This window comes from Steroidobacter flavus, from assembly GCF_042651805.1.
GTDB classification, from domain to species: domain Bacteria; phylum Pseudomonadota; class Gammaproteobacteria; order Steroidobacterales; family Steroidobacteraceae; genus Steroidobacter; species Steroidobacter flavus.
Window position 1 is genome coordinate 683,631 of record NZ_JBHSDU010000001.1, and the last position, 22,401, is coordinate 706,031.

Annotated in this window: 17 protein-coding genes and 1 tRNA gene; 3 read left to right on the top strand and 15 right to left on the bottom strand. The window is 62.7% G+C overall.

From position 1 onward, the window contains the following. Positions 1-111: 111 nt before the first annotated feature. Together ACFPN2_RS02670 and ACFPN2_RS02675 are read right to left on the bottom strand one after the other, a co-directional pair. Positions 112-187 (bottom strand) — tRNA-Arg (locus ACFPN2_RS02670). 33 nt (positions 188-220) lie between these two features. Next, on the bottom strand, positions 221-460 hold the full coding sequence (locus ACFPN2_RS02675; protein ID WP_380594707.1) for a hypothetical protein: 240 nt from the start codon (positions 458-460) through the stop codon (positions 221-223). A gap of 158 nt (positions 461-618) precedes the next feature. Between ACFPN2_RS02675 and ACFPN2_RS02680 the strand changes: the two genes are divergently transcribed. Next, positions 619-2,277, top strand: a complete 1,659-nt coding sequence (locus tag ACFPN2_RS02680) for a response regulator (RefSeq protein ID WP_380594709.1) — start codon at positions 619-621, stop codon at positions 2,275-2,277. 1 nt (position 2,278) lies between these two features. Here the strand turns inward: ACFPN2_RS02680 and mgrA are convergent, their stop codons facing one another. From mgrA to ACFPN2_RS02700, 4 genes are all read right to left on the bottom strand, one after another. Beyond that, positions 2,279-3,295: an L-glyceraldehyde 3-phosphate reductase gene (gene mgrA / locus ACFPN2_RS02685; RefSeq protein WP_380594711.1), complete on the bottom strand. Its 1,017-nt coding sequence runs from the start codon at positions 3,293-3,295 to the stop codon at positions 2,279-2,281. Positions 3,296-3,360: 65 nt separating this feature from the next. Then, on the bottom strand, positions 3,361-4,650 hold the full coding sequence (locus ACFPN2_RS02690) for a putative porin (protein WP_380594713.1): 1,290 nt from the start codon (positions 4,648-4,650) through the stop codon (positions 3,361-3,363). 109 nt (positions 4,651-4,759) lie between these two features. Continuing rightward, positions 4,760-5,044: an Lrp/AsnC family transcriptional regulator gene (locus tag ACFPN2_RS02695; protein ID WP_129649355.1), complete on the bottom strand. Its 285-nt coding sequence runs from the start codon at positions 5,042-5,044 to the stop codon at positions 4,760-4,762. Positions 5,045-5,086: 42 nt separating this feature from the next. After that, positions 5,087-5,542: an Lrp/AsnC family transcriptional regulator gene (locus ACFPN2_RS02700; protein ID WP_380594716.1), complete on the bottom strand. Its 456-nt coding sequence runs from the start codon at positions 5,540-5,542 to the stop codon at positions 5,087-5,089. Positions 5,543-5,674: 132 nt separating this feature from the next. Here ACFPN2_RS02700 and kynU point away from each other — a divergent pair, with 132 nt between their 5' ends. Then, the gene (gene kynU, locus ACFPN2_RS02705; protein ID WP_380594718.1) at positions 5,675-6,949 is read left to right on the top strand and encodes a kynureninase; all 1,275 of its coding nucleotides are present in this window, start codon (positions 5,675-5,677) and stop codon (positions 6,947-6,949) included. 20 nt (positions 6,950-6,969) lie between these two features. After that, positions 6,970-8,574 (top strand): AMP-binding protein, encoded by a 1,605-nt coding sequence (locus tag ACFPN2_RS02710; RefSeq protein ID WP_380595293.1) that lies wholly within the window; start codon positions 6,970-6,972, stop codon positions 8,572-8,574. Positions 8,575-8,967: 393 nt separating this feature from the next. On the opposite strand, the gene ACFPN2_RS02715 is transcribed toward ACFPN2_RS02710, so the two are convergent. The 9 genes from ACFPN2_RS02715 to ACFPN2_RS02755 all read right to left on the bottom strand — a co-directional run bounded on the left by ACFPN2_RS02715 (position 8,968) and on the right by ACFPN2_RS02755 (position 22,400). After that, positions 8,968-9,249, bottom strand: coding sequence for an alanine-zipper protein (locus ACFPN2_RS02715; protein ID WP_380594720.1), 282 nt, complete (start codon positions 9,247-9,249; stop codon positions 8,968-8,970). Between the two features lie 87 nt (positions 9,250-9,336). Beyond that, complete coding sequence (locus ACFPN2_RS02720) at positions 9,337-11,379, bottom strand: hypothetical protein (RefSeq protein ID WP_380594722.1); 2,043 nt, start codon at positions 11,377-11,379, stop codon at positions 9,337-9,339. 67 nt (positions 11,380-11,446) lie between these two features. Beyond that, positions 11,447-13,834: a tetratricopeptide repeat protein gene (locus ACFPN2_RS02725; RefSeq protein ID WP_380594724.1), complete on the bottom strand. Its 2,388-nt coding sequence runs from the start codon at positions 13,832-13,834 to the stop codon at positions 11,447-11,449. Between the two features lie 391 nt (positions 13,835-14,225). Further along, positions 14,226-15,869 carry a glycosyltransferase family 4 protein gene (locus tag ACFPN2_RS02730; RefSeq protein WP_380594726.1) on the bottom strand — a complete coding sequence of 548 codons (1,644 nt, stop codon included), beginning with the start codon at positions 15,867-15,869 and terminating at the stop codon, positions 14,226-14,228. A gap of 7 nt (positions 15,870-15,876) precedes the next feature. Continuing rightward, positions 15,877-17,472 (bottom strand): VPLPA-CTERM-specific exosortase XrtD, encoded by a 1,596-nt coding sequence (xrtD, locus tag ACFPN2_RS02735; RefSeq protein WP_380594728.1) that lies wholly within the window; start codon positions 17,470-17,472, stop codon positions 15,877-15,879. Between the two features lie 87 nt (positions 17,473-17,559). Further along, on the bottom strand, positions 17,560-18,597 hold the full coding sequence (locus ACFPN2_RS02740; RefSeq protein WP_380594730.1) for a glycosyltransferase family A protein: 1,038 nt from the start codon (positions 18,595-18,597) through the stop codon (positions 17,560-17,562). After that, positions 18,594-20,084, bottom strand: a complete 1,491-nt coding sequence (locus ACFPN2_RS02745; protein ID WP_380594732.1) for a lipopolysaccharide biosynthesis protein — start codon at positions 20,082-20,084, stop codon at positions 18,594-18,596. Before ACFPN2_RS02745 ends, ACFPN2_RS02740 begins: the two co-directional genes overlap by 4 nt. Continuing rightward, positions 20,081-21,256, bottom strand: a complete 1,176-nt coding sequence (locus ACFPN2_RS02750; protein WP_380594734.1) for a glycosyltransferase — start codon at positions 21,254-21,256, stop codon at positions 20,081-20,083. Before ACFPN2_RS02750 ends, ACFPN2_RS02745 begins: the two co-directional genes overlap by 4 nt. After that, a complete protein-coding gene (locus ACFPN2_RS02755) occupies positions 21,234-22,400 on the bottom strand; it encodes a glycosyltransferase family 4 protein (protein WP_380594736.1) in 1,167 nt (388 codons plus the stop codon). The genes ACFPN2_RS02750 and ACFPN2_RS02755 overlap by 23 nt, the downstream gene beginning before the upstream one ends. Between the last annotated feature and the right edge of the window lies 1 nt (position 22,401).

A 22,401-nucleotide genomic window follows, 5' to 3' on the forward strand; every position in this document is an offset into this window, starting at 1 on the left:
GTGCTATGCCTCTCAACGGATGGCCACGGACGCAGGCGGACGGGATTTCTCGGGAATCATAGGTTTTTTGTTGTTCTACCGGTCGGTGCCGGATGCCTTCAGAGGCAGGACTGGTCCCCCCGGCCGGAGTTGAACCGACGACCTACCGCTTAGGAGGCGGTCGCTCTATCCACTGAGCTACGGGGGGAACCGGGCGGGATTCTAGCAGCTCGCGCTGGAATCAGGCCTGCGCCGGGTCATTCTTCTTGGCCCCGCGGAGGTTCAGCACGAACAGGCCGACCTGCAGGACGATCAGGGCCAGGGCCTGTTCGTGCCAGCCCCAGACGATCCAGAGCACGTTGCTGACGATGAAAGTCCAGAAGCCCCAGCTGCGCCGGGCTTTGGATTGGGAAGCGACCAGCCAGGCGGCAGTCAGGGTGACGACCATCGCGGGCCATTGCAGCAACGACAATGCATCCATGAAAGCCTCGAAGTGAGCGGTTCGACAGCGGACTGCCGGCGTCGATGCAATCGCCCGGGTGCACGGCGAGTTCCAGCGCGGGGTCGGTGCAATTGTCGGGAAAGCACGCGCTTTGCTAGATTGCGCGCTTTGTCAGCGCCGGTCTTTCCGTCGATCTCATGCTCGTCAGACGCATCCGCAAGTGGTACGAAGCCACGCAGTTCCTGCGAGAGCACACCTGGCTCGGTTATGCCTTTGCCCTGCTGACCAGCATCGGCGCCATGTACGTGCGGGTGCTGCTCAGTGGCATCCTGGAAGGTTTTCCGTTCATCACCTTCTTTGTCGCCATCGTGCTCACCGCCTTTATTTTCGGCTGGAGGGCCGGGGCACTGGCCGGGGTGCTCGGTGCGATCATTTCTGCACACTTCCTGCTGCAGCCAGACTGGTCGCTGGCGGGCGAAGGCATCTCGAACTGGATCGGCATGGGCTTCTACGTTGCGCTGGTTAGCGTGATTCTGCTGCTGACGGCAGCCATGCATCGTGGCTTCGCCGAATATGCGCAGGACGATAGGCAACGCCGGCAACTGAACGACATGCTCGAGACCCGCGTCGCGGAGCGCACAGCCGAGCTGGAAGCCGCGAATCAGAAGCTGCGCGATGAGGCGAAATCGCGAGCCGAGGCGGAAGCGCTGGTCAGGCAGATGCAAAAGATGGAAGTCGTCGGGCAGCTCACCGGCGGCATCGCGCACGACTTCAACAACATGCTCGCCATCATCGTCGGCTCGCTCGACATGGCGAAAAAATACTTCCCGCGCGATCCGGTCAAGGCGTCGCGGTCCATCGATCATGCGATGGAAGGCGCCACGCGCGCTGCCGAGCTCACGGCGCGGCTGCTCGCCTTCTCGCGCCAGCAACCGCTCGATCCCCGCGCCGTCGATGCAAATAAACTCGTGAGCGGCATGTCCGAGCTGCTGACGCGAACGCTCGGCGGCAACGTGCGCATGGAGACGGTGCTGGCCGGCGGCCTGTGGCGAATGTTTGCCGACCCGCCGCAACTCGAGAGCGCGATTCTGAATCTGTGCGTGAACGGTCGCGATGCCATGCCTGAGGGCGGCAAGATCACCCTGGAAACGATGAACGCGCATCTCGACGATGCTTACGCCGCGACCCATGCCGAAGTGCGGCCCGGTCAGTACGTGGCCATCGCGGTCAGCGACACAGGCACGGGCATGACGGCTGAAGTTCTGTCACGGGCGTTCGATCCCTTCTTCACGACCAAGAAGCCCGGCCAAGGCACGGGGCTCGGCTTGTCGCAGGTCTATGGATTCGCGAAACAATCCGGCGGTCACGTGAAGATCTATTCGGAATTGGGTCAGGGCACGACGGTGAAGCTCTACCTGCCCCGCTATACCGGCGAAGACGAGCCTGTTCATACCACGCTGCCGACGGATCGCCCGCTCGAAGGCACGGCAGCGGAAGTGATTCTCGTAGTGGAGGACGAGGATCGCGTGCGTCAGATGTCAGTGCAGCTGCTGAGAGATCTCGGCTACACCGTCATCCATGCGAGCGATGCGAAGCGGGCGCTGGCGATGCTGGAAACCGATGTTTCCTTCGATCTGCTGTTCACCGATGTCGTGATGCCCGACATGAACGGCAAGCAACTCGCCGATCGGGTGCGCGAGCTGCGCCCCGGCGTGAAAGTGCTCTACACCACCGGTTACACGCGCAATGCCGTCATTCACAACGGCATGCTCGATCGCGACGTGTCGTTCCTTCCCAAGCCCTTCACGATCCAGCAGCTGGCGACCAAAGTGCGTCAGGTGCTGGATCAGAAATAACTCACCCCGGCCCGGGAGCGATGCGGTCGATGGCCGCCAGCTCATCTTTGCTGAAACTCAGTTGCTCGAGCGCGCCGAGATTCTCGCGCACCTGAGCGCCGCTGCTCGCGCCGATGATAGTGGACGTCATGCGCGGATCTCGCAGCACCCACGCAATCGCCAGCTGAGCAAGTGACTGGCCGCGCGCCTGCGCGATCGCATTGAGCGCCGCCGCTTTCTTGACGACCGTCTCCGAGACCTCCTCCGGAAGAAGGAAACGAGTGCCTCGCCCAACGCGCGAATCCGCGGGAATGCCCTGCAGATATCGATTCGTCAGCAGGCCTTGCGCGAGCGGTGAGAACGAAATCATGCCGACGCCGACGCGCTCGACAGCCTCGAACAACCCCGCTTCGATCTCTCGATTGAAAATGCTGTACTTGGGCTGATGAATCAGCAGCGGGATCTGCCACCGGCGCAGTAACGCCTCCATTTCCAGCGTCTGCTGGGGCGAGTATGCCGAGATGCCGACGTACAACGCCTTGCCTTGCTGAACCGCGGTCGCGAGCGCCGAGGCCGTTTCTTCCAGCGGCGTCTCGGGATCGAAGCGATGCGAGTAGAAGATATCGACGTAGTCGAGCCCCATGCGCCGCAGACTCTGATCGAGACTGGCGAGCACATATTTGCGCGAGCCCCCGCCCTGCCCGTACGGGCCAGGCCACATGTCCCAGCCGGCTTTGGTGGAAATGATCAGCTCGTCACGATGTGCCTGAAAATCTTCCTTGAGCAGGCGGCCGAAGTTGATCTCGGCGCTTCCATACGGCGTGCCGTAGTTGTTGGCGAGATCGAAATGAGTGATGCCGAGATCGAACGCGGTCCGCAGGATTTCGCGCTGACGCTCGATCGGCGTGTTGTCGCCGAAGTTGTGCCAGAGCCCCAGCGACAAGGGCGGCAGCTTCAGACCGCTGCGGCCGACCGGGCGATACGCGAATTGTTCATATCGGTCGCTGGACGCGACGTAGGGAGTGGCGGGCGCTGTCATGCCCGGATCGTAGCAAACGGCCCCGGGTACGAATACCCAGGGCCGTTGTATCTCAATCGATCAAATCAGAACGAGACCAGGAACGCGACCCGAACCCGGTCCAGCCAATCGCCGATGGCATTGGTGCCGGCGTCCAGGGCGTTGTCCGGCTTGTAGTGATACCAGTAAGCCGTAAGCAGCGTCTTCGGCATAGGCACGTAGTCCACCGTCAGCGCGTGCAACTTGTAGTTGGTGCCGATGCTGATGTTGTCGTGTGAGAACGCGCCCAGCACCGCATCCGTTTCGGCGACCGAGTAGCCGTAAGTCACACGCCAATCGTGTTGCTGAGTGACTCGTCCGATGCCCAGGTCCGCGCCGTAGCCGGTGTCATCCGAGGTTTCGGCACCGAAGTTCTTCACGTAGTCGCCGACGAAACGCACCGGCCAACGCGAGCCGAAGCCCGACCAGGTCGCACCGACGATCAGGTCGCCCAGATTGAAGTCGGACAGATAGTCGCCGTTCGCTTTGCGCCGGTTGTTACGGAAGTCGCCGCTGTCGGCACCCACCACGCTACCCAAGGTGTAATCGTAGTAAGCCGCGGACACGTCGAACTTGAAGTTGCCGAGCTGCGCGGTGTCGTAGCCGACCTGACCGCCGACCATCGTGCTGTCGGCGGCAACTGCGTCTTCATCGACGATGAAGAACAAGCCACTCGCACGCAGCGCCGAGCCGTCGCCGAGCTTGTGCTTGTAGACGCCGCTCAAGCCCTGCGGATTCACGTCGCCGTCCCACACCAGATCGGTGCGAGTGAACGGCTGCGGAATCTTACCGCCGAAGATATTCAAATCGCCGAAGTTGACCTGCGCGTACGCCAGATCCAGGGCCACCTGAAAATCATCGTCCCAGTTCGACATCTGCACGTCGGTGCTGTTTGGATCGTCCGCATCGCCCGTCACGAGACGCGCGCCGAGCGTGACGCGATCGTTCACTGCATAGGTCGCGCCGATGCGGCCACGAACCTGGCCGCTGCGACGAGCGCGAGCATCGTCGTCGGAATAATCGCCTTGAAAGCGAAGACGCAGATCGCCGGTGACATTCAACTTCGACGCGCCATCGGCGCTCGCGACCTTCGGCGATGACGGAGCAACAGCCGGTGCAGGGCTTGCAACACCCGCACCTGCTTCCAGCTGACGAATCTTCGCTTCGGTCTGACGCTGCATCTCGGCGATGCGCGCCTGCTCCGCTCGCAGAGCTTCGATCTGAGCACGAAGCGCGGCGGCATCGGCGGTGTTCGCCGTCTGAGCGAACGCACTGGGACTCAACGCGGCCAGCAAGATTGCAACGGCAGCCCCGGTGCTGAGGTTATTCGAGCTCATTAATTCTCCACGGTTGAAAACGAGCGCGCTCTACCGCGCGACCGTGGAGAATGATGCCGAAGCCGTACTGACGTGAACCTGACGCCTTTGTCAGAAACGAGAGGTGCGCTCAACTGCCGAGATCGAACATCCCTTCGACCGCGGCCTTGGTGAAGACGCGAAACGCAATCATCGTCTCGGTCAACTGCACGCCGGGCAGCTTGCGCATCTTGTCGCTCACCACCTCCGCCAGCTGCTCGTTTTCCTTGACGCGCACGATGGCGACCAGATCGTATTGACCCGCCACCGAGAACACTTCGGCGACGCCCTTGAGCTCCACCAGCTTTTGCGCGAGCTCATTCACACTGGAAGTTTCGGCCTTGATGAGGACCACCGCGCTGACGCCGCCGACCATAGTCGTTCTCCTTAAAACTTTGTCACTGTACTTCGAAAAAGCTCATCGCAGACACGCCATGACCGAGCCGCGATGCTTGATGGTCTTCATACAGACCGTCGTTTCCAATCGTTGCACGCCGGGCAGACGCGAGATCTGCGACCGGAGCAAATCGTCCAGCTCACCGATGCCGCGCACGAGCACGTGGAGCAGATAGTCCGCCTGCCCCGCCGTCGTGAAGCACTCCAGCACCGAGGGGTGACGATTCACCGCCGCCTCGAAGTCGGTGTGCCGCGCCGAGCTGATGGTCACTTGCACGAAGGCGTGTAAATCCAACCCGACCGCCGCCGCATCGATCTCTGCCCGATAACGCCGGATCACGCCCTGGCGCTCCAGCTCCCGCACCCGGGACCAGCACGGGCTCTTCGACAAACCGACCTTTTCGCCCAGCTCGGCGTACGAGAGTCGTCCGTCGTCTTCGAGCAATTTCAGGATAGTGGTCTCGGTCTTGTCCAGCATCGGGACATTTTCCTTCGGATAGGGGTATCGGCACTACTATCGTTCTTTCCGGCCCTTGGCAAGGGCGGGCTTTCGGAACAATGTCTTGCGGCTCTGGCGCGACACTTTTGGGCAGGCACAGGGGTTCGCCAGATGCACCGAAAATTCGACAAGATCACGACCTTCGAGCGGCGCGATGCGATTACCTACCCGGCGATCCGCCGGTGGGACCAGGAAGATCCGTTACGCCATCGTCGTGAGGACTTCGAGTTGCCGGGCGGCATCATTTATCTGGACGGCAACTCGCTCGGCCCGTTGCCCAGAGCCACCCGAGGCCGGATCGATGAAGTGGTCGCCAAAGAATGGGGCCAGGGCCTGATCCGCAGCTGGAACGAGCATCGATGGATCGACGCTCCGCTCCGGGTTGGCGATAAGATCGCGAAACTGATCGGCGCACGCAGCGGTGAGGTCGTCGTGGCCGACTCCACCTCCGTGAACTTGTTCAAACTGCTGGGCGCGGCGCTGGCCGCCCGCCCGGACCGCTGCGTCGTGCTCTCCGAGCCCGGCAACTTCCCCACCGATCTGTACATGGCCGAAGGCGCCATCGGCGCGCGGAGCTGTCCGTTACAACTGCGGCTGGAGCCCGCCGAGCGGATTCTGCAGGCCATCGATTCGAACACCGCGGTGGTCATGCTCACGCATGTCCACTACAAGACCGCCGCCATCCACGACATGCGAGCCATCACGGCCAAGGCTCACGAGCATGGCGCGCTGGTCATCTGGGATTTGAGTCATAGCGTCGGCGCGATCGAGGTCGATCTGAACGGCTGCGAAGCCGATATGGCCGTGGGGTGCGGCTATAAATATCTGAATGGCGGGCCGGGCGCGCCGGCGTTCCTGTTCGTCTCGCAACGCTTGCAGGCCGAGCTCACCTCGCCGCTCAAGGGCTGGATGGGTCATAACCGGCCGTTCGAGTTCATCGACAACTACGAGCCGGCCGAAGGCATCCGTCGTTTCCTGTGCGGCACACCGTCCATTCTCGGCGTGCTCAGCCTCGAGGTCGGCGTCGATCTGATCTTACGCAGCCGGATGCAGGACATCGTGCAGAAGTCCCGCTGGCTGAGCGAACTGTTCGTCGATCTGATCGCCGACATCTGCCCGTCGCTGCGGCTGGTGAGCCCGGCGAATGTGCACGAACGCGGCAGCCATGTTTCTTTCGCGCATCCGGAAGGCTACGCGATCATGCAAGCGCTGATCGAGCGCGGTGTGATCGGCGATTTCCGCGCGCCCGACCTGCTGCGCTTCGGCTTCACTCCTTTATATCTTCGCTACCAGGATGTCTGGGACGCCGCCTATACCGTCGCCGATGTGGTTCACAGCGGCTGCTGGGCCGATCCTCGTTATGCCGTTCGCGCCGCGGTGACCTGATGTTTGCAGAGTCTTTTCGCATGCCGTACACCTCGCACGTGGATGGATTTGCGAATGAGCGGTTACCGCCGCCGCATTTGTGGCCGGAGTTTCGATTCGACCTGCCCGAGCTGCAATATCCCGACCGGATCAACTGCGGCGTGGTGCTCATCGACGATGCCGTCCGCGAAGGTCACGGCGATCGAGTCGCGCTCTACGCAGAGAGCGGCACGTGGACTTACGCGCAGCTGCTCGAGAGAAGCAACCGCATTGCCAACGTTCTAGTGAACGACCTGGGCGTCGTGCCCGGCAATCGCGTGCTGTTGCGAGGCCCGAACAATCCCACACTCGTCGCCTGTTGGCTCGCCGTGATGAAGGCCGGCGCCATCGCGGTGACCACCATGCCTTTGCTCCGCGCGCACGAGCTCTCGATCATCGCTGAGCGCGCACAAATCGATCACGCACTGTGCGATTCACGGTTCGCACAGGAGCTGCAGCAGGCCGCGCAACTCGGCGGACGCCTGCGCAATATCGTGCAGTTCGGGGATGGGCACCTGGAGAAAATAATGAACGGGCAGGCCTCGACGTTCGACAACGTCGACACTGCCCGTGACGACGTTTGTTTGCTCGCGTTCACCTCCGGAACGACGGGCACGCCGAAAGCGACCATGCATTTTCATCGCGACGTGCTGGCGATGCGCGAGATCGTCGCCGGCCATCTGCTCGAGACGTCACCCGAGGACATTTATGTCGGCAGTCCGCCGCTTGGCTTCACGTTTGGATTGGGAGCCCTGCTCGTCTTCCCACTGGGTCGCCGTGCGGCGAGTGTCCTCGTCGAGCAGCCCAGCGGCGAGAACCTGCTGGCGGCCGTGCAACGCTTCCGAGCGACCGCGCTGTTCACCTCCCCAACGGCATATCGTTCACTGATCCCGCTGTTGAGCAAGTTCGATATCGCCAGCCTGAAGCGCTGTATTTCCGCGGGCGAAGCCCTGCCGAAAGCCACCTCGGATGCCTGGTTCGCCGCGACCGGTCTGCGTCTGATCGACGGCATCGGGGCCACCGAGCTGATCCATATTTTCATTTCCGCCAAGGGCGAACAGATTCATCCCGGCACCACCGGCAAGCCGTTGCCTGGTTATCAGGCGTGCATTCTCGATCCCGACGGCTTGCCGCTGCCTCCGGGCAAAATCGGTCGACTCGCGGTGAAAGGTCCAACCGGCTGTCGTTATCTCGACGACCCGCGGCAACGTGACTACGTGTATGAAGGATGGAATGTCACGGGCGATCTGTATTCACAGGACGAGGACGGCTATTTCCATTTCGAAGCCCGCGCCGACGACATGATCATCTCCGCCGGCTACAACATCGCCGGACCGGAAGTGGAATGCGCGCTACTGGAGCATCCGGCCGTCAAGGAATGTGCGGTGATCGGCGTCCCGGACGAAGCGCGCGGCCAGCTCGTGAAAGCGTTCGTCGTGCTTCACGACGGACACGAGGCGTCGGCGGAACTCGTGCAAACATTGCAACAGTTCGTCAAACAAACGATTGCGCCCTACAAGTATCCGCGCGCCATCGAGTTTCGTAGTTCGCTGCCGAAAACGGCGACGGGAAAATTGCAGCGGCATGTGCTGCGCGCCACAATCTAACAAACTAAGCTGCCAGTGCGATCCCGGGTACATGGAAGTACCTCGCCGCCGCAGGCGGCGGCGAGCTGCAAAAAGTCACGCCTTTTTGCTAGCTCGCACGAGGGTCGTGGCAGGATGCCCGATCCCGAGTTTGACAAGCGCGAGGCTGCAATCGGGCTGACACGCTGACGTCACGTTGAAGGGTTTGAATGTCCCTTCCCCGCTGACTGCCCCAGACGCCCATGAAAGATTTGATCCGCTCGCCGCTGCAATTCGTCCGGCCCATGACGGACCCCGAGTGGCAGGACCTGGTGGCGCGAGCCGGTCATCGGGAGCGGCAACGGATCAAGCGGCGTCAACCGCACACCACCGCAAAAACTCTCGAGCTGACGACTCGCCGGCGCGGCGATCAGCTCACGCGGAACGCTTCTTCGGCTTCCCTTTGAGCGTGGCATCCGGGCCGAGCAGTTTCTTCAATTTCTTGCTCAAGCCTTCCAGCTCGGCGCGGGCTTTTTTCGCCACCTTCTTGGCTTCCTTGAAAAGCTTGCGAGCTTCCCGCGCACGAGTCTTGGCGTCGCGCGCTTCCTGTTTCGCAGACTCGGCTCGCTTGCGTGCATCCAGGGCTTGCCGCTGCAGCTCACCGACGTTTTTCTTCTTGCCCTTCCCGGCGCGGGCCGGCGCAGACTTCTTCTTCATAGCGGTTCCCGGTTCGCTGAACGTGGCCGGAGGATAGAGCAAGCCCCGGCCACCGGCAAATCAGTCTCTTTTATCAACCAAGTAGGCTCACTTCATTACACCGCGCTGACGGCGCACCGTCGCCAGGGTCAGTACCGTGGCGAGCGCCACGAGCAGCAGCGGATCCAGATGGCCGCCGCCCCCGCCGCTCTTACCCGGCGTCGGCACGGTCACCGAAACCGTGACGGATGCGCTGCTCCGGCCGCCGGGACCGACGCATTCGAGCGCGTAGGTCGTATTCGAACTGGTCGACAGAGCGCCGGTCGACTGGGTGCCGGAGACTGTCTTGCTCCCGCTCCAACCATTGCTGGCCGTGCAGGAGGTGGCATTGGTTGCGGACCAGGTCAGCGTGGAGCTCTGCCCCGCTGTAACAGACGTCGGCGAGGCCGACAGGGTCACGACCGGCGCGGGCGTCGAGTCGGACACCTTCAATCCGAAGGCGCCGTAGTTGGTGTTCGCCGCGGGCTGGCCGATGAAGTTCAGCACATGCACGCCGCCTTCCAGCTGCAGGTTTTGAATGGGGCTGCTGCCGATCACCTGGCCGACCAGCTCCGTGCCATGAGTGACCGCCAGCCAGCTGATCCGCAGTCGGGACGGGAATTCGAAATCCTTCAACTCGATGTCGTAACGGCCGGCCGCGGGCAGATCGACGACCTTGGCGTTGAACAAGCCGCCCACGCCCTGCGTGCTTTCGAACACGATCGCATCGTTCGCAGCTTTCAGAGCGAGCGCGAACGCGCCGTTGCCAGGCAATGTCCCGGACACGGGAGGCGGCGTCGCCGCCACCAGCACTCGCACCTTGCCGGCCTCCAAGGAAACGACAGTGTTACCGGCCGCATTCAGCTGACCCACCGGCAGCCCTTCCTGGATCGCCAACGCCCGCAGACTCGGCAGCTCGGTCGGAAAACGCAGATCGTTCAGCGACAACGCGTAATTGCCGCGGCTCACCGGTTCGCTGGGCGAGAAAGAATAGATCGCCGGCGTCGTCGCATCGGGTGACGCGTCGGTGATGTGAACATCGCCGTACGCCACCTGCCCGCCGCTCGACAGGACCGCCGACAGCGCGCCCGTCGTAGCGGTCGTGGAATATACAAACAACTGTGCGGAGCCGGCGCTCAAGGAGATATTGCCGGGCGTGGCTCCGGCCACACTGCCGACGAACGCGTCGTTCTGAACGATCGCGGCGGAGAACGCCGTGAGCGGCACCGGGAACTGCAGATCGGTGAGCGCCAGTGAGTACGTGGCCGCGGTTGGAATGGTCAACGCACGCGCCGGCGGCAAGGCACCGACGCCGTTTTCGCTTCTATAGATCACCGTGTCCGACGGACCGCCGCGCACGGCCGCGCCATACAAGCCAGCGCTGCCCGGACTGGCGGTGGCGACAACGATCAACTCATAAGTATCGCCAACTTGCGCGTTGAATGTTCCCACATCGCTCGGGCTGAACGCGCCGCTGGTGTTGAACTCAACCTGGGTCTGCGGCGAGCGTTTTACGAGCAGCACATTTCTATTGAGCAACGCACTCGGAAAGCCGCGATCGAGCGCGAGCACTCGATACGAGCCGGCTGTGCTCACCGTAAACTCGGTCTGCAACAGCGATTGTTCCGACGGCGGAGCGTTCTGAGTCGCGATTGCATCGGCGACAGCAAACACCGCCGCGCCACCGGCCGACGGAGCGACATCGACACTGAACAATCCGCCCGCGCCGTTCGCGGCAATCGCGCCCAACACATGCACCCGATAGGTGCCCGGCGTACCGGCAAACGTTTGCGTCTTCGCCGGCGGCGTCACGCTGGGTTGAGCCGGATACTCGATCGAGAGTCTGGCGACGGCCTGCAAATCGCGCGTCACCAGCACTTGCAACGATTGCAGCGACTGAGGCAGACCGGAGTCCAGGCTGATGTCTTTCAACGTAACAACGTAGTTACCCGCGGCAGTCAGCGTGAAATCATACGTTGGCGGCAGCTGCGCGGCGGCCTCGGCAGTCGCGGCCACCACCTCCGATGTATCCAGATGGACGACGGCTCCCGCCGGCACGCCGATACCGAACGCCAGCCACGCGGCCAGCGTCACAATCATTTTTTTAAGCACAAATGCTCCCACGCGGCGAACCGCGTCCCGCAAGTAGTCTGAGTCGAAAAGCGCGGGCGTCGTCGCCCTAGCCCGCTGCTTTGATCTGATCGAGTGCCGCCTGCGCTTCTTTTGCGCCATGGAACTGCCGGCCCGAGCGCACCGCTGCTTCGAGATTTTTCTCCGCCGAGATCCGGTCGCCGGTCTTCAACTGAGCCATGCCGAGGTGATAGCGCATGAGCGGCGATTCCGGCGATTTCTCCACGGCCTGCTGTAGCAGAGCCACGGATTCCTGAAACTCGCCGCGCTTGAACTTGACCCAGCCGCGCGTGTTCAGAATGGAAGGCTCGGTGACCTTGTCGAGCTTGCTGGCCAGCTCGCCGGCTCGCGCCAGGCTGTTGGAGTCGGTGCGATAGCTCACCAGCAGCATCGCCAGATTGTTTGCTACGGCGACCGAGCCGGGCTCGCGGCTGATCATCGATTCGTAGACGCGGATCGCATCGTCCGGCCGATTCACGCGTTCGTAGAGCGCGGCGAGATCGGTGCCCAAAGCCGCCGCACCGGTTTTCGCCAAGCCGGCTTCGAGTGTCTTTATCGCTTCCTCATTGCGCTTGCCGGCGAGATGCAACAACGCGAGCCCGCGATACGGCATCCACCACTTCGGCGCCTTGGCGATGGCTTCGTTGAACGATGCTGCGGCCTTGTCCAGCTCGCCACGCGTCGTCAGCAGTTCGCCCTTCAAGTTATAAGCGATGGCGTTATCTGGTTGTTTGGCGATGACTTTGTCCAGTCGCGCGAGCGCTTGAGGAATCTGCTTGCGCGTAGCATCGACACGCACGAGTGCAGTCAGCGGCTCACCCGCGCTCGGCTGAATTTCCAGCGACCGCTCATACGCGGCCACCGCGGCGTCGTATTTCTTTTCGGCTTCGTCGACGGCACCTTCCAGATAAGAGCCGAGCGGCAGATCCGGGCGGGCCTTCTTGATGCCTTCCGCCGTGACACGCGCGCCCGCCAGATCCTTGATCGACGCCTGCACGCGAAACAGCGCTTCCATCGCCGGCACGTCATTCGGCGAATCCTTCACCAGCTGCTCGAGCACCGGACGCGCCTGCTCCGGACGGCCGCTCTGAGTCAACAACTGCGCCAGCTCCATGCGAACCGTCTTGTCGCCCGAATTGGCCTGGACCGCCGAGCGCAATGTTTCTTCCGCCAGCGCCGGCTCATTGTTCTGCAAGTGAGCTCGCGCCAGGGCACGCAGCACCGGCGCCGAGTTCGGCTGATCGCGCAACACCGAGCGCAGGTCGGCAATCGCTGCCGGAGCGTCGCCTCGTGACAAAGCCATATTGCCGCGCAGAGCCAGCGCGTCGTTGTCCCGGGGATTTTCCGCCAGGACTTCCTCAATCAGCTTCGTTGCGCCCTTCACGTCTTGCTTGGCGAGCAGCAATACGGCGAGACGACTACGCGCGGTCAAACCATCGGGCTTGAGCTCTTGCTGCTTGATGATTTCGCCATAGACGCGCTGGGCGTCGTCCGGCCTTTTCTGCGACTCATAAAACCGGGCCAGCGCCAGTTGCATGGCCGCGCTGTCCTTTTCTTCGGCCGCGAATTTCTTCAGCTCAGCTTCGGCTTTGGCCGCCTCGCCATTCGAAGCCAGCAGTTCGGCGAGCGCGGCCTTCGGCTCGACGCTGTCGGGCTTGATCTTGATGGCATCGCGCATCACCTGTTCCGCGGCCGGCAGGTTCTTGGCGAGCATATGGAAGCGCGCCAGCCGATAGCGATGCGACAGATCGTCCGGCTGCAGCTCGATCACCTTCTTCAGCTGCGTCTCTGCTTCGGCTTCACGCTTCTGAGCCAGCAACAGATCGGCCAGCACGACGCGCAGATCGATGCTGTCCGGAACTCGGTCGATGCCGGCGGAGACGACGTTGATGGCCTCGTCAGTGCGAGAGTTCTGTCGATACAACGAGGCGAGCAATGCGACGGCGTACTCGTCGTTCGGGGCAAGCTTCGCCGCGGCTTCGGCGTCCTCGAACGCGCTCTTTACTTCGCCCTGCTGTGCCTTCGCGGCACCGCGCACCGTCAGCAATTGCGCGTTCTTCGGATCTTGCGTGAGCCCGGGCGTCACCAACTCCAACGCGCGCTCCGGAGCGCCGCCGAGCAGATACAAACGTCCGAGCGCCGCGCGAGAATCCAGATCGTTCGGATTCAGATCGACGGCCGCCTGATAGTGACCTGCCGCCTCGCGCGGATTGCCGAGCTTCTCGGAGATACGGCCGAGTTGATAACGCGCATGCGTGTCGTTGGGATCGATCTGCAAGGCGTTGCGAAATTCAACGCGCGCCTTCTCGTAGTTGCGCTCGGTGAGATAGCGCTCGCCCTTCTCGACATAACCGGCTTTGCGCTGCTCAGTCCCGCCACAGCCGGCCATCAGGCTGGCGACCGTCACCGCGCACAGCAGTTTGCTCAGGGTCTTCATCGCTTGGCACCGAAATCTTTTAATTGCCGCGCGAGATGTGTGACTTGGCGCAGCGTTCAAGGGCCTGTGAACACTCATTTGATGAGCTGCGTTGCGCCTCCAATCGCCTGCAGCAAGGCGCAAAGCGCAGCGGCTGGCGATTCGAGGCGCAACCCATTTAATGAATAAATACCTTTTATGGGACGAGCTATTGCGGTTCAGGACGTCGTTACTCCTCCCTTATGTACGGAGAGTACACGGCGGTCGTCGCGCCTAGCCCTGAACCGCAATAGCTCGTCGCAGCTCATCAAATGAGTGTTCACAGGCCCATGGGTGACGAGCGTATGCGCGACAGTTGACGGTCCGATGACAACGCCGTTGCAAACAAGACGGCGATGTGTCAACCGGAGCGTCAGTACCAGCTGTGCAGCGAACAGGCGACCAGATAGCCGAACGCCGCGAGGCTCGGCAGTCGCCACCAGTGAGCGGCCGCGCTGAACAATGTTTCCACGCCGTACATCAGCACCACGAGCTTCGCGATGCTCTCGCCCACGGTGGCGGCGCTTATGACAGATCCGGGTAGGTTGGGCACCGCGACGGCGATGAATATGACAAGGATGTCCAGCGGCGTGACCCGGAAGCGCCGATCGCTCGCCAGCCGAAAACGTATGACGATTGCAATCACCAGCGCAGCGAACAGACAAACCTGCAGCGCGGATCGCTCCTCGAGCAAGGTCGTCGTCTGACGATCGAAATACACCGCCATCACCAGCGCTAGGAACGCCGCTCCCCGCAGCATCCAGCCCGAGTCCGCTTCTCGCCAGCGCATGACCATCAGACCCAACATGCTGAGCGCGACAACCGCCGCCATGATCTGCACGTCCGTGCTCGGGCGCGGGCTCACCACGCTGACCGCGAACAGATACAAGCTGACGCCGAGGCCAATGACGACGAGCGACCAGCGAGGCAATCGAGTCGGAGCACGCAGCCACATGACCAGCCGTCCGAGGTTGGAGGAGTTGTCGCTGCCCTTGGGATTCACCGGACGCAGCCGCCACTTCACCGCCATAGCGAGCTGCAACGAGCCGATGGTGAGCAACGACAGGCCTGCGAACACGGCGATGATGGTCACATCGGACTCGTAACGCAGATACCAGGCGGTCACGAACAGGCACGCCTGCAGAAAATAAATGCCCATGACGGCTTCGTGATGATCGAAGCCGAGCCCCAGCAGCCGATGATGGATGTGATTGCGATCCGCCTGCAGCGGCGAGCGGCCTTCGAGCATCCGCTGAGACATCACCATCAGCGTGTCGATGATGGGAATGCCGAGCAGCAGCAACGGCAATGCCGAGCTCAACGGCGTCAGCTCATCTTGGGTCAGCACCACTGCCAGCACGGCGGCCGAGAAGCCCAGAATCTGACTGCCGCCGTCGCCCATGAACACTCGAGCGGGATGCGTGTTGTAGCGGAGAAAACCCAGGATGGCGCCGACGATCACGATCGCGACGACGCCGACAAACGGCGTGCCTGAAGTGAACGCCAGCAACGCCAGCGCCGACAACGACAACAGCGTCGTGCCGCCCGCCAAGCCGTCGAGACCGTCCGCCAGATTGATGGCATTGGTCACGCCGATCAGGAACACGAAGGTCAGCGGCCACGACACCCACACCGGCAGCTCGTGCCGCTCGGTCAAAGTGATGGTGCCGATGGTGACATCGCCCCACACCATGATGAACAGCACCGCGATCACTTGACCGATCAGCTTCGGCCCGGCGCTCAGCGTGACCCGATCGTCCCAAACGCCGAACAGCAGCAGCACCAGCACGCCGGCCAGATAGGCCGGCATGGGCTGAGCGAACTCACCTGAAAGTAACAACGCCAGCAGCGTGCCCGCCGCCATCGCGATGCCACCGACGCGCGGCACCGGCGTGGTGTGTACTTTGCGTGCCTCCGGCGCGTCCAGGAATTGCCAGCGCGCCGCGGCCTGCATCAGCGGCGGAATGAGCGCCATGGTGACGCTCATTGCCAGCAGGAACCCCAGCATCAAATCCATCTGCGCCTCAATTCGGAATGTAGCGCTCGAGGCGGGGCGTCACCTGGCCCGCGAATTCGGCCAGTCTGCGATCCGCCTGCTCCACCGGCTCGCCGATTTCCAGCGGTGTGACCAGGCGCACCAGCGCGCCGTCGGTCCGCTGCCGGGTCAACGAGTCCACGAACAAATACCACTTCACCAGATATTCGTTGGTGATGACCCGGCCGCGTTGCTGGAACCAGTAGTACACCAGCTGTTTGCGATTACCGAGCTCGATCTGCACTCGATTCACACGCAGCGGCTTGCCGGCCACCTGGACCCCGGGCACCTCCACCTGGCCGAATTCCTTCATGTGCCAGCCGCCGCCAGGCAGACAGGAGCGCGGCGAATGAGCGGAATTGCCGGCGCGCTGCGAGTCGTACCAGGCCACATAGAAATTCACCACCTCGCGACCGCCACGCACGTAATCCGTGATCACGTAGTCGTCGAGCTTGAGCGCATCCAGATAGACCTGCTCCAGCGCGCTGCGCCGGCCGCTCCACGTTTCGACTTGATTGGGAAAGCCGAAGAACGTTTCGCGCTTCGGCGGGACCTCGGTGCGCTCCGGCGCGATCATCACACCCACAGCGAACGCGCTGACGATGACCGTTGCCGTGATGAAAGAAGCCGGCACGGTACGCTGGATCGGCGGCGCAGTCCTGTCGATCGGCTCGGCGGCATCCAGTCCGAACACTTCGCGCCACGGCCGGCGATTCCTGCCGATGCTCGCGAGCACCATCATCTCCAGCAACAGCACGCCGGCGCTGGTCATGAACACGGCCCAGCCCTGGAAGTCGTGCAGAAACCCTTCGGCCATCGACTGGCCCCAATGCTCCACCATCACGCCGATGGTGCCGATGCGGAAGCTGTTCATCAGAATGGTCACGGGAATGCTGGACACGAACAACAGCACCCGCTTCCACATCTCTACCTTGAACAGGTAGGCCATGATGAAACCCAGCGTCATCAGCGGGAACAGATAACGCAATCCGTCGCACGCCTCGGCCACCTGCAGCTTGTAACCGCCCAGGTCGATCACGTTGCCTTCGACGAACACGCTGATGCCGAACAGGCGGATGAACCACACGCCGATCTGCGACGAGAGCAACTGCAGCTGCGAGGAGAAATTGCCCAGCAGGAACTGCGGCAACGGAACCATCAACGCGAGCAGCAACAGCGGCGCCCACAGGTCCGCCGAAGGACGCACGCCGAGCAGCGCGATGACCAGTCCATAGATCGCGATCAGCAAACCATACTGCTGCACGACCTCCACCGTGGCCAGCACGCCGGCGATCTGCAACAGCGCGCCGAACAGGACGATGCTCACTCCGACCCACGAGCCCTGCAGCTCGAGTCGCGCCAGCTGGGCCCGCTGTTGCCACAGCAAATAGGCCGAAATCACCGGGATCATCAGCGCATGGCTGTACTCTTCCCGGTGCAGCCACGTGTCGATCATGCTGCCGACGCCGGACTGCATGGACGCCGCCGCAACGACCGCGACCACCGCCAGCGCAGCCCACGCATATAACCAGATATTGTTGACGGGCCGTTCCGGTCCCGCCGACGCTCGAAGTACTGTGCTCATCTACCCGCTCGGCCGCCGACTGTTGTAAATCTCCACGCCGGAGCGCGAAGGTTATGGCGAGTGTGTGACAGTCCGAAGACTGGCGACTTATCTGGTCAGGTCCCGCATCCGTTCCTGCAACCCCGAGGCCGCATACTGCAGACGCCGCTTGAATTTCCGCCGCCAGGTCAGCTGCGCGCGAATTTCCGACCAATCGAACATGGAGTCGTTGAGATCGTGATGGCCGCGCTGCTGGTCCGGGACATCGCCGGCTTCGATGCGCTCGATCAGCCGCGGCAACTCGCGATAAAAGGCCGGCGTCCGATACACCGGATGCAGGGTCCACAGACCGGGCGCGCGGCCCAGAAAGTCCAGGCGCGACAGGCCATTCGCGACCATCATCGCGCTCAGACTGTCTTCCAGCGCCAGACAGGAAGGCGTGTAGTTGATGAACGCCTGAACGCGCGCCGACAACCCGGGCTGGAGCAACGGAATGCGCCATTGGCCGCTCAGAATCGGCCGTTTATCCATCAGGAAGATCCGGGTGCTCACGCTCGGAAAGCTGTACGCCGGATAAGGGGCGGCGAGCCGTCGCGCACTTTGCGAATGTAACGAGCCGTCGCTGGCAGGCGGCCCGGCCAATGGATTGCACGCGATGATGCTCGGATCCTGCGCCATTTTCTCGAGCGCCTCGCCCACCCATGTGTGCGAGCCACCGCCGAACAACATGTCCGAGTCGAGGTGGATCACATAATCGCCGCTGGCCGCATGCACTCCGAACAGATAGGCATAGAACGGACTGCCGTTGTGAGCCTTCTTCGGAATGAAGTCCTGCCCCAGAAAATCCCGGGCGACCCGGCGCATCGCGGGCGGCGTGTAATCGACCTCGACGATTTTCACCTTGGGCTCGGCGGCCGCGATCCGATCGAGGGTGTCCTGCAGGCTCTTCAGCTTCTGGTCATAGTCCTCGATCCGGTAACGACTGCCCTGGCTGCGATGCAAGTCCACCGTCAGCAACACCTGCCCGACTTGCGGGCCGAGCGCTCGGATCTGATGGGGCAGCGTGTACGCCACGTGCGGAGCATCGAGCGGATGCAGATTGACCTGCAGGCTCACCTCGGCCGCCGTCATGTTTGCTGATCTCATATGCCCAACACTCGCTGCGCGAACTGACCGGCTCGATTCGCTGGAATCCGGCCGCGGATGACCGAGCGCAGCTCAGGCCCTATCAAGGCGCCGCGCGAAGCGAGTACCGCGAGCATCGCCAAGCCGCCGACGAACGTAAGTCGCAGCACTGCCACGGTCGATGGGCCAAGGTCCTTGGGCACCCACGCACTGATCTCCCAGCCGAACACGATCACCAGCCCAAGAACGATGCCGCCAAACATCGCTCGAAGGGTTCTGCCATGGGGCAATTCGATGCGTCGTGACAACATCAGATAAGTGGCCGCCGCGCGCAGAATGTGAACTGCGGGCACGATCCAGATCGCAGTAGACAACGGCCACGAGCCCAGCAAAACAAATCCCGCGATAAGAATGGCGGCCAGCACGGATTGTGAGATCGCCTCACGCCCGGCCGCTCCGGTCGCCCACAGGAACGTGCCGGTGTTGGCCGCCAGAACATAGAACGGCATCGCGACCGCGCACGCGGCGAGTAATGGAACGGCCTCGTTCCATCGCTCGCCATAGAGCAGCAGCACGAGCGGCTGCGCGGCGACAGCAAACAACGAGAATACTGGCAGCAGGACCAGTGCCAATCCGCCAGCGACGATGCAGTAGGCACGGCGCAACCGCTCCGGATCGTCCTGCAGCCGCGAGGCGATGGGCAGCGACATCGATTGCACCGAGTAGGTCAGCAGCGTGGCCGGCGCTCGCGCCAGTCCAAACGCTCCGGAGTACGCACCCAACGCGGCGACGCCCCACACGCGACCGACCACCACGCGCTCCAGATTGTCCGCCATCCATGAGGCCAGCGTGCTACCGAGCACCTTCATCCCGTAACTACGCAGGTCGGCGCTCATTCGAAACAACGGTCGCAACGGGTGACGCACCAGCCGGTAGGCCGCCAGCCACGTGATCAACGATTGAGTTGCAAAGGCACCGACCAGCGACCACACCCCGGCGCCGAGCGCGGCGAGCGTGATGCCGACGCCGCCGAAGCCCACGGCATAAGCCGCGACTTGAATGAACTGCAAACGTTTCATATCGAACTGACGGCGCAGCAGGCTCGAGGAAATATTGCTCATCGACTGCAGCAGCACCAGCGCCGAGCAGGCCATCAGCGGCCCGGTCAGTCCCGGTTCGTCGAAGAGCGCGGCGAGATAGGGAGCCGCGATGATGAGCACCACCGCGACCAGCGCACCTTGCATCAGCATGCCGCCGAGGGCCTGGCGAATCACTTCATTGGTGAGCTCCCGTACCTGGACGAGCGCGACGCCCATGCCGCTCTCGGCGATGAACCAGCCGAGCCCCACCACAGCCAGCACGATCGTGAACTGACCATACACATGCGGCCCGAGCAGACGAGCAAGCACCACTTGCACGCCCAACTGCGCGATCGCGCGGGCAAAGCCACCCGCGTAGTTCCACAAGACCGCGGAGAAGGTCCGTTCGGTGAGCGAGGCCGCGTTCATCGGGCTGCGGCCCGCTGATAAATATCCATCAATGCCTGGAAACCCGCCGCAGCGGAGTAACGAGCATCGAACTCTTCGCGTGCGTTCTTGCGCATCTGTTTCAAGGCTTCGGGCGCAGCGAATTTCGCTCGTACCGCAGCGGCCAGCGCCTTCGGATCGCCCGCAGTGAACAGGCCGCCGGTAATGCCTTCGCGCACGATCTCGGCGAGCGAACCGAGACGCGAGGCGACAACCGGCGTGCCGCAAGCGAACGCCTCGACGACTACCATGGGGAAGCCTTCGAACCACTGCGATGGCACGACCGCCAGCGATGCCGCGCCTACGACCTGAGCCACGTGCGAGCGCTCGAGGCGTCCCATGAATTCGACATTGAGACGATCGCGACGTGCTTGCTCTTCGAGTTGCGCCCGCATCGGGCCGTCGCCGGCAATCTTCAAACGAATTTCCGGCAGCGCCTTCCAGGCCTCCAGCAGCGTATGCACACCTTTTTCGGCGCTGAGGCGACCGACGAACACGGCATGACCGCCCTCGCCCGCGCCTGCTTGCGGAGGTGCGGTCAAGCCATTCGGCTTCACTTCGATTCGATCCGCGGGCAGCCCTCCCGCGACGAATCGTTGCCGCGCAAATTCCGTCAACGCAACGTAACGCTGGACCAGCGAGGAGTAAGTGCCGCGCCGGCGATTGTTCCACAGCATGTTTACTACGCTGGCGGTCGCAGGCAGGGACTGTCGATAACAGCGATGCTTGAGCGCCGGCAGCAGCGACGTTCCCACGCAAGCCTCGCAGGGCACGCCTTCGCGATAGAGCATCGCGCCCGGACAGATCAGCCGATAGTTGTGGAGCGTTTGCACGACGGGAACGCCGGCTTTCACACACGCGTCATAGGCACTCGGTGAGATCAACGGAAACGTATTGTGGAAATGCGCGACATCCGGTCGCGTGCGTGCAATCAGACCAGACAGCTCACGAGCGACGCTGTCCGACCAGCTCGCCTGCAACGCCGAGCGCGCGAGCGTCAACGCGCCCGCGGTGTCGAGCTCGTCGCTTTGCCTCTCGTAAGGAATCACTTCCACGCCATGCCGCTCGAGCAGCGCACGCTCTTCCCGGTACACGGTGTCTTCACCGCTCGGTGCGGTGGAGCGATAGAAATTATGGGCGAGCAGGACCCGCATTCTCGCGCGCTCCCCCGGTGGATTCTTTCAAGCATCGCTCCACGCCGCCGGCGAAGTTCGCCACCATCGACGACAGCGAATATTTGCGGGCGCTCTCTTCGCACCCCGCTTTCAGTCCGTCCAGCACTTGGGGCTGCTGCAGATGCCGAGCCACCGCCTGCGCGTAGCTCTCGACATCGTCGGCCGTCATGTCGCCGTTGTAGCCGGAGCGCAGATAGGCGATCTCCGGACTGTGGAAAGGAAACTCCGTGGTGAACATCGGACAGCGGCCGATGAAACTGTCGACGATCACGAGCCCGACCATGCCCGGCATCATGAGCAGCTTCGATGCGTGGAAATATCGCGCCCGGGCTTCGCCCATCTGTGCGCCGACGTAATGTATCCAGGGCAGCCGCTGTCTCGCCGCTTCGATACGCGAGCGTTCCGGCCCGTCGCCCACGACCAGCAGCTCGAAATCGGGCACCAGCGCCCGCACGCGCTCGGCCGCGCTCAACAGAAAATCGATGCGCTTTTCCCGATGCAACCCGCCGCAGAACAACGCAACGTTGCCGCCCGAGCAACCGAGCGATCGCGCCATCTCCAACGGATCGACGCCACTGCACGCCTGCATGCCCCGCCGCAGCTCCTCATCGTCGACCGCGTTGTTGACCAACGTGGTGCGTTCTTCCGGGAAGCCGCTGCGCAGGACGGTCTCGCGAGACATTTCCGTATAAGCGAACCACCAATCGACGTGGCGCACGAGCCCGCTCTTGAAGCGCTCGCGCAGACCGTTCGGATTCCGGCTCTGCATGTTTCGACCGTGCCCCCAGAAGCCGAGCAGCGGCCGGGAAAACGAGCGTCGCAGCTGCAGCCAGTAGTTGAGCAGCAGCCGGTTCGATTGCTCGACGATGATGAGATCGCTGCCGCGCAGATCGGCAAGGCACGGCTGCCAGACGAGTTCGGTGGAGCCGATCGTGAGATACCGATTCCTGATCTCGCGCACCCAAGGCACCGGTAACGACACCGTGCGCGGCACCGTGCCGGGAAGCTCCTGCCCACACACGAGCTGCAGCTCGATGCCACGCATCGCGAGTTGCTCGTTGAGCCGCTCGACGAACGAGATCCGATAGTGCGGCAGGATGCGTTGGACGATCGTGACTTTCATA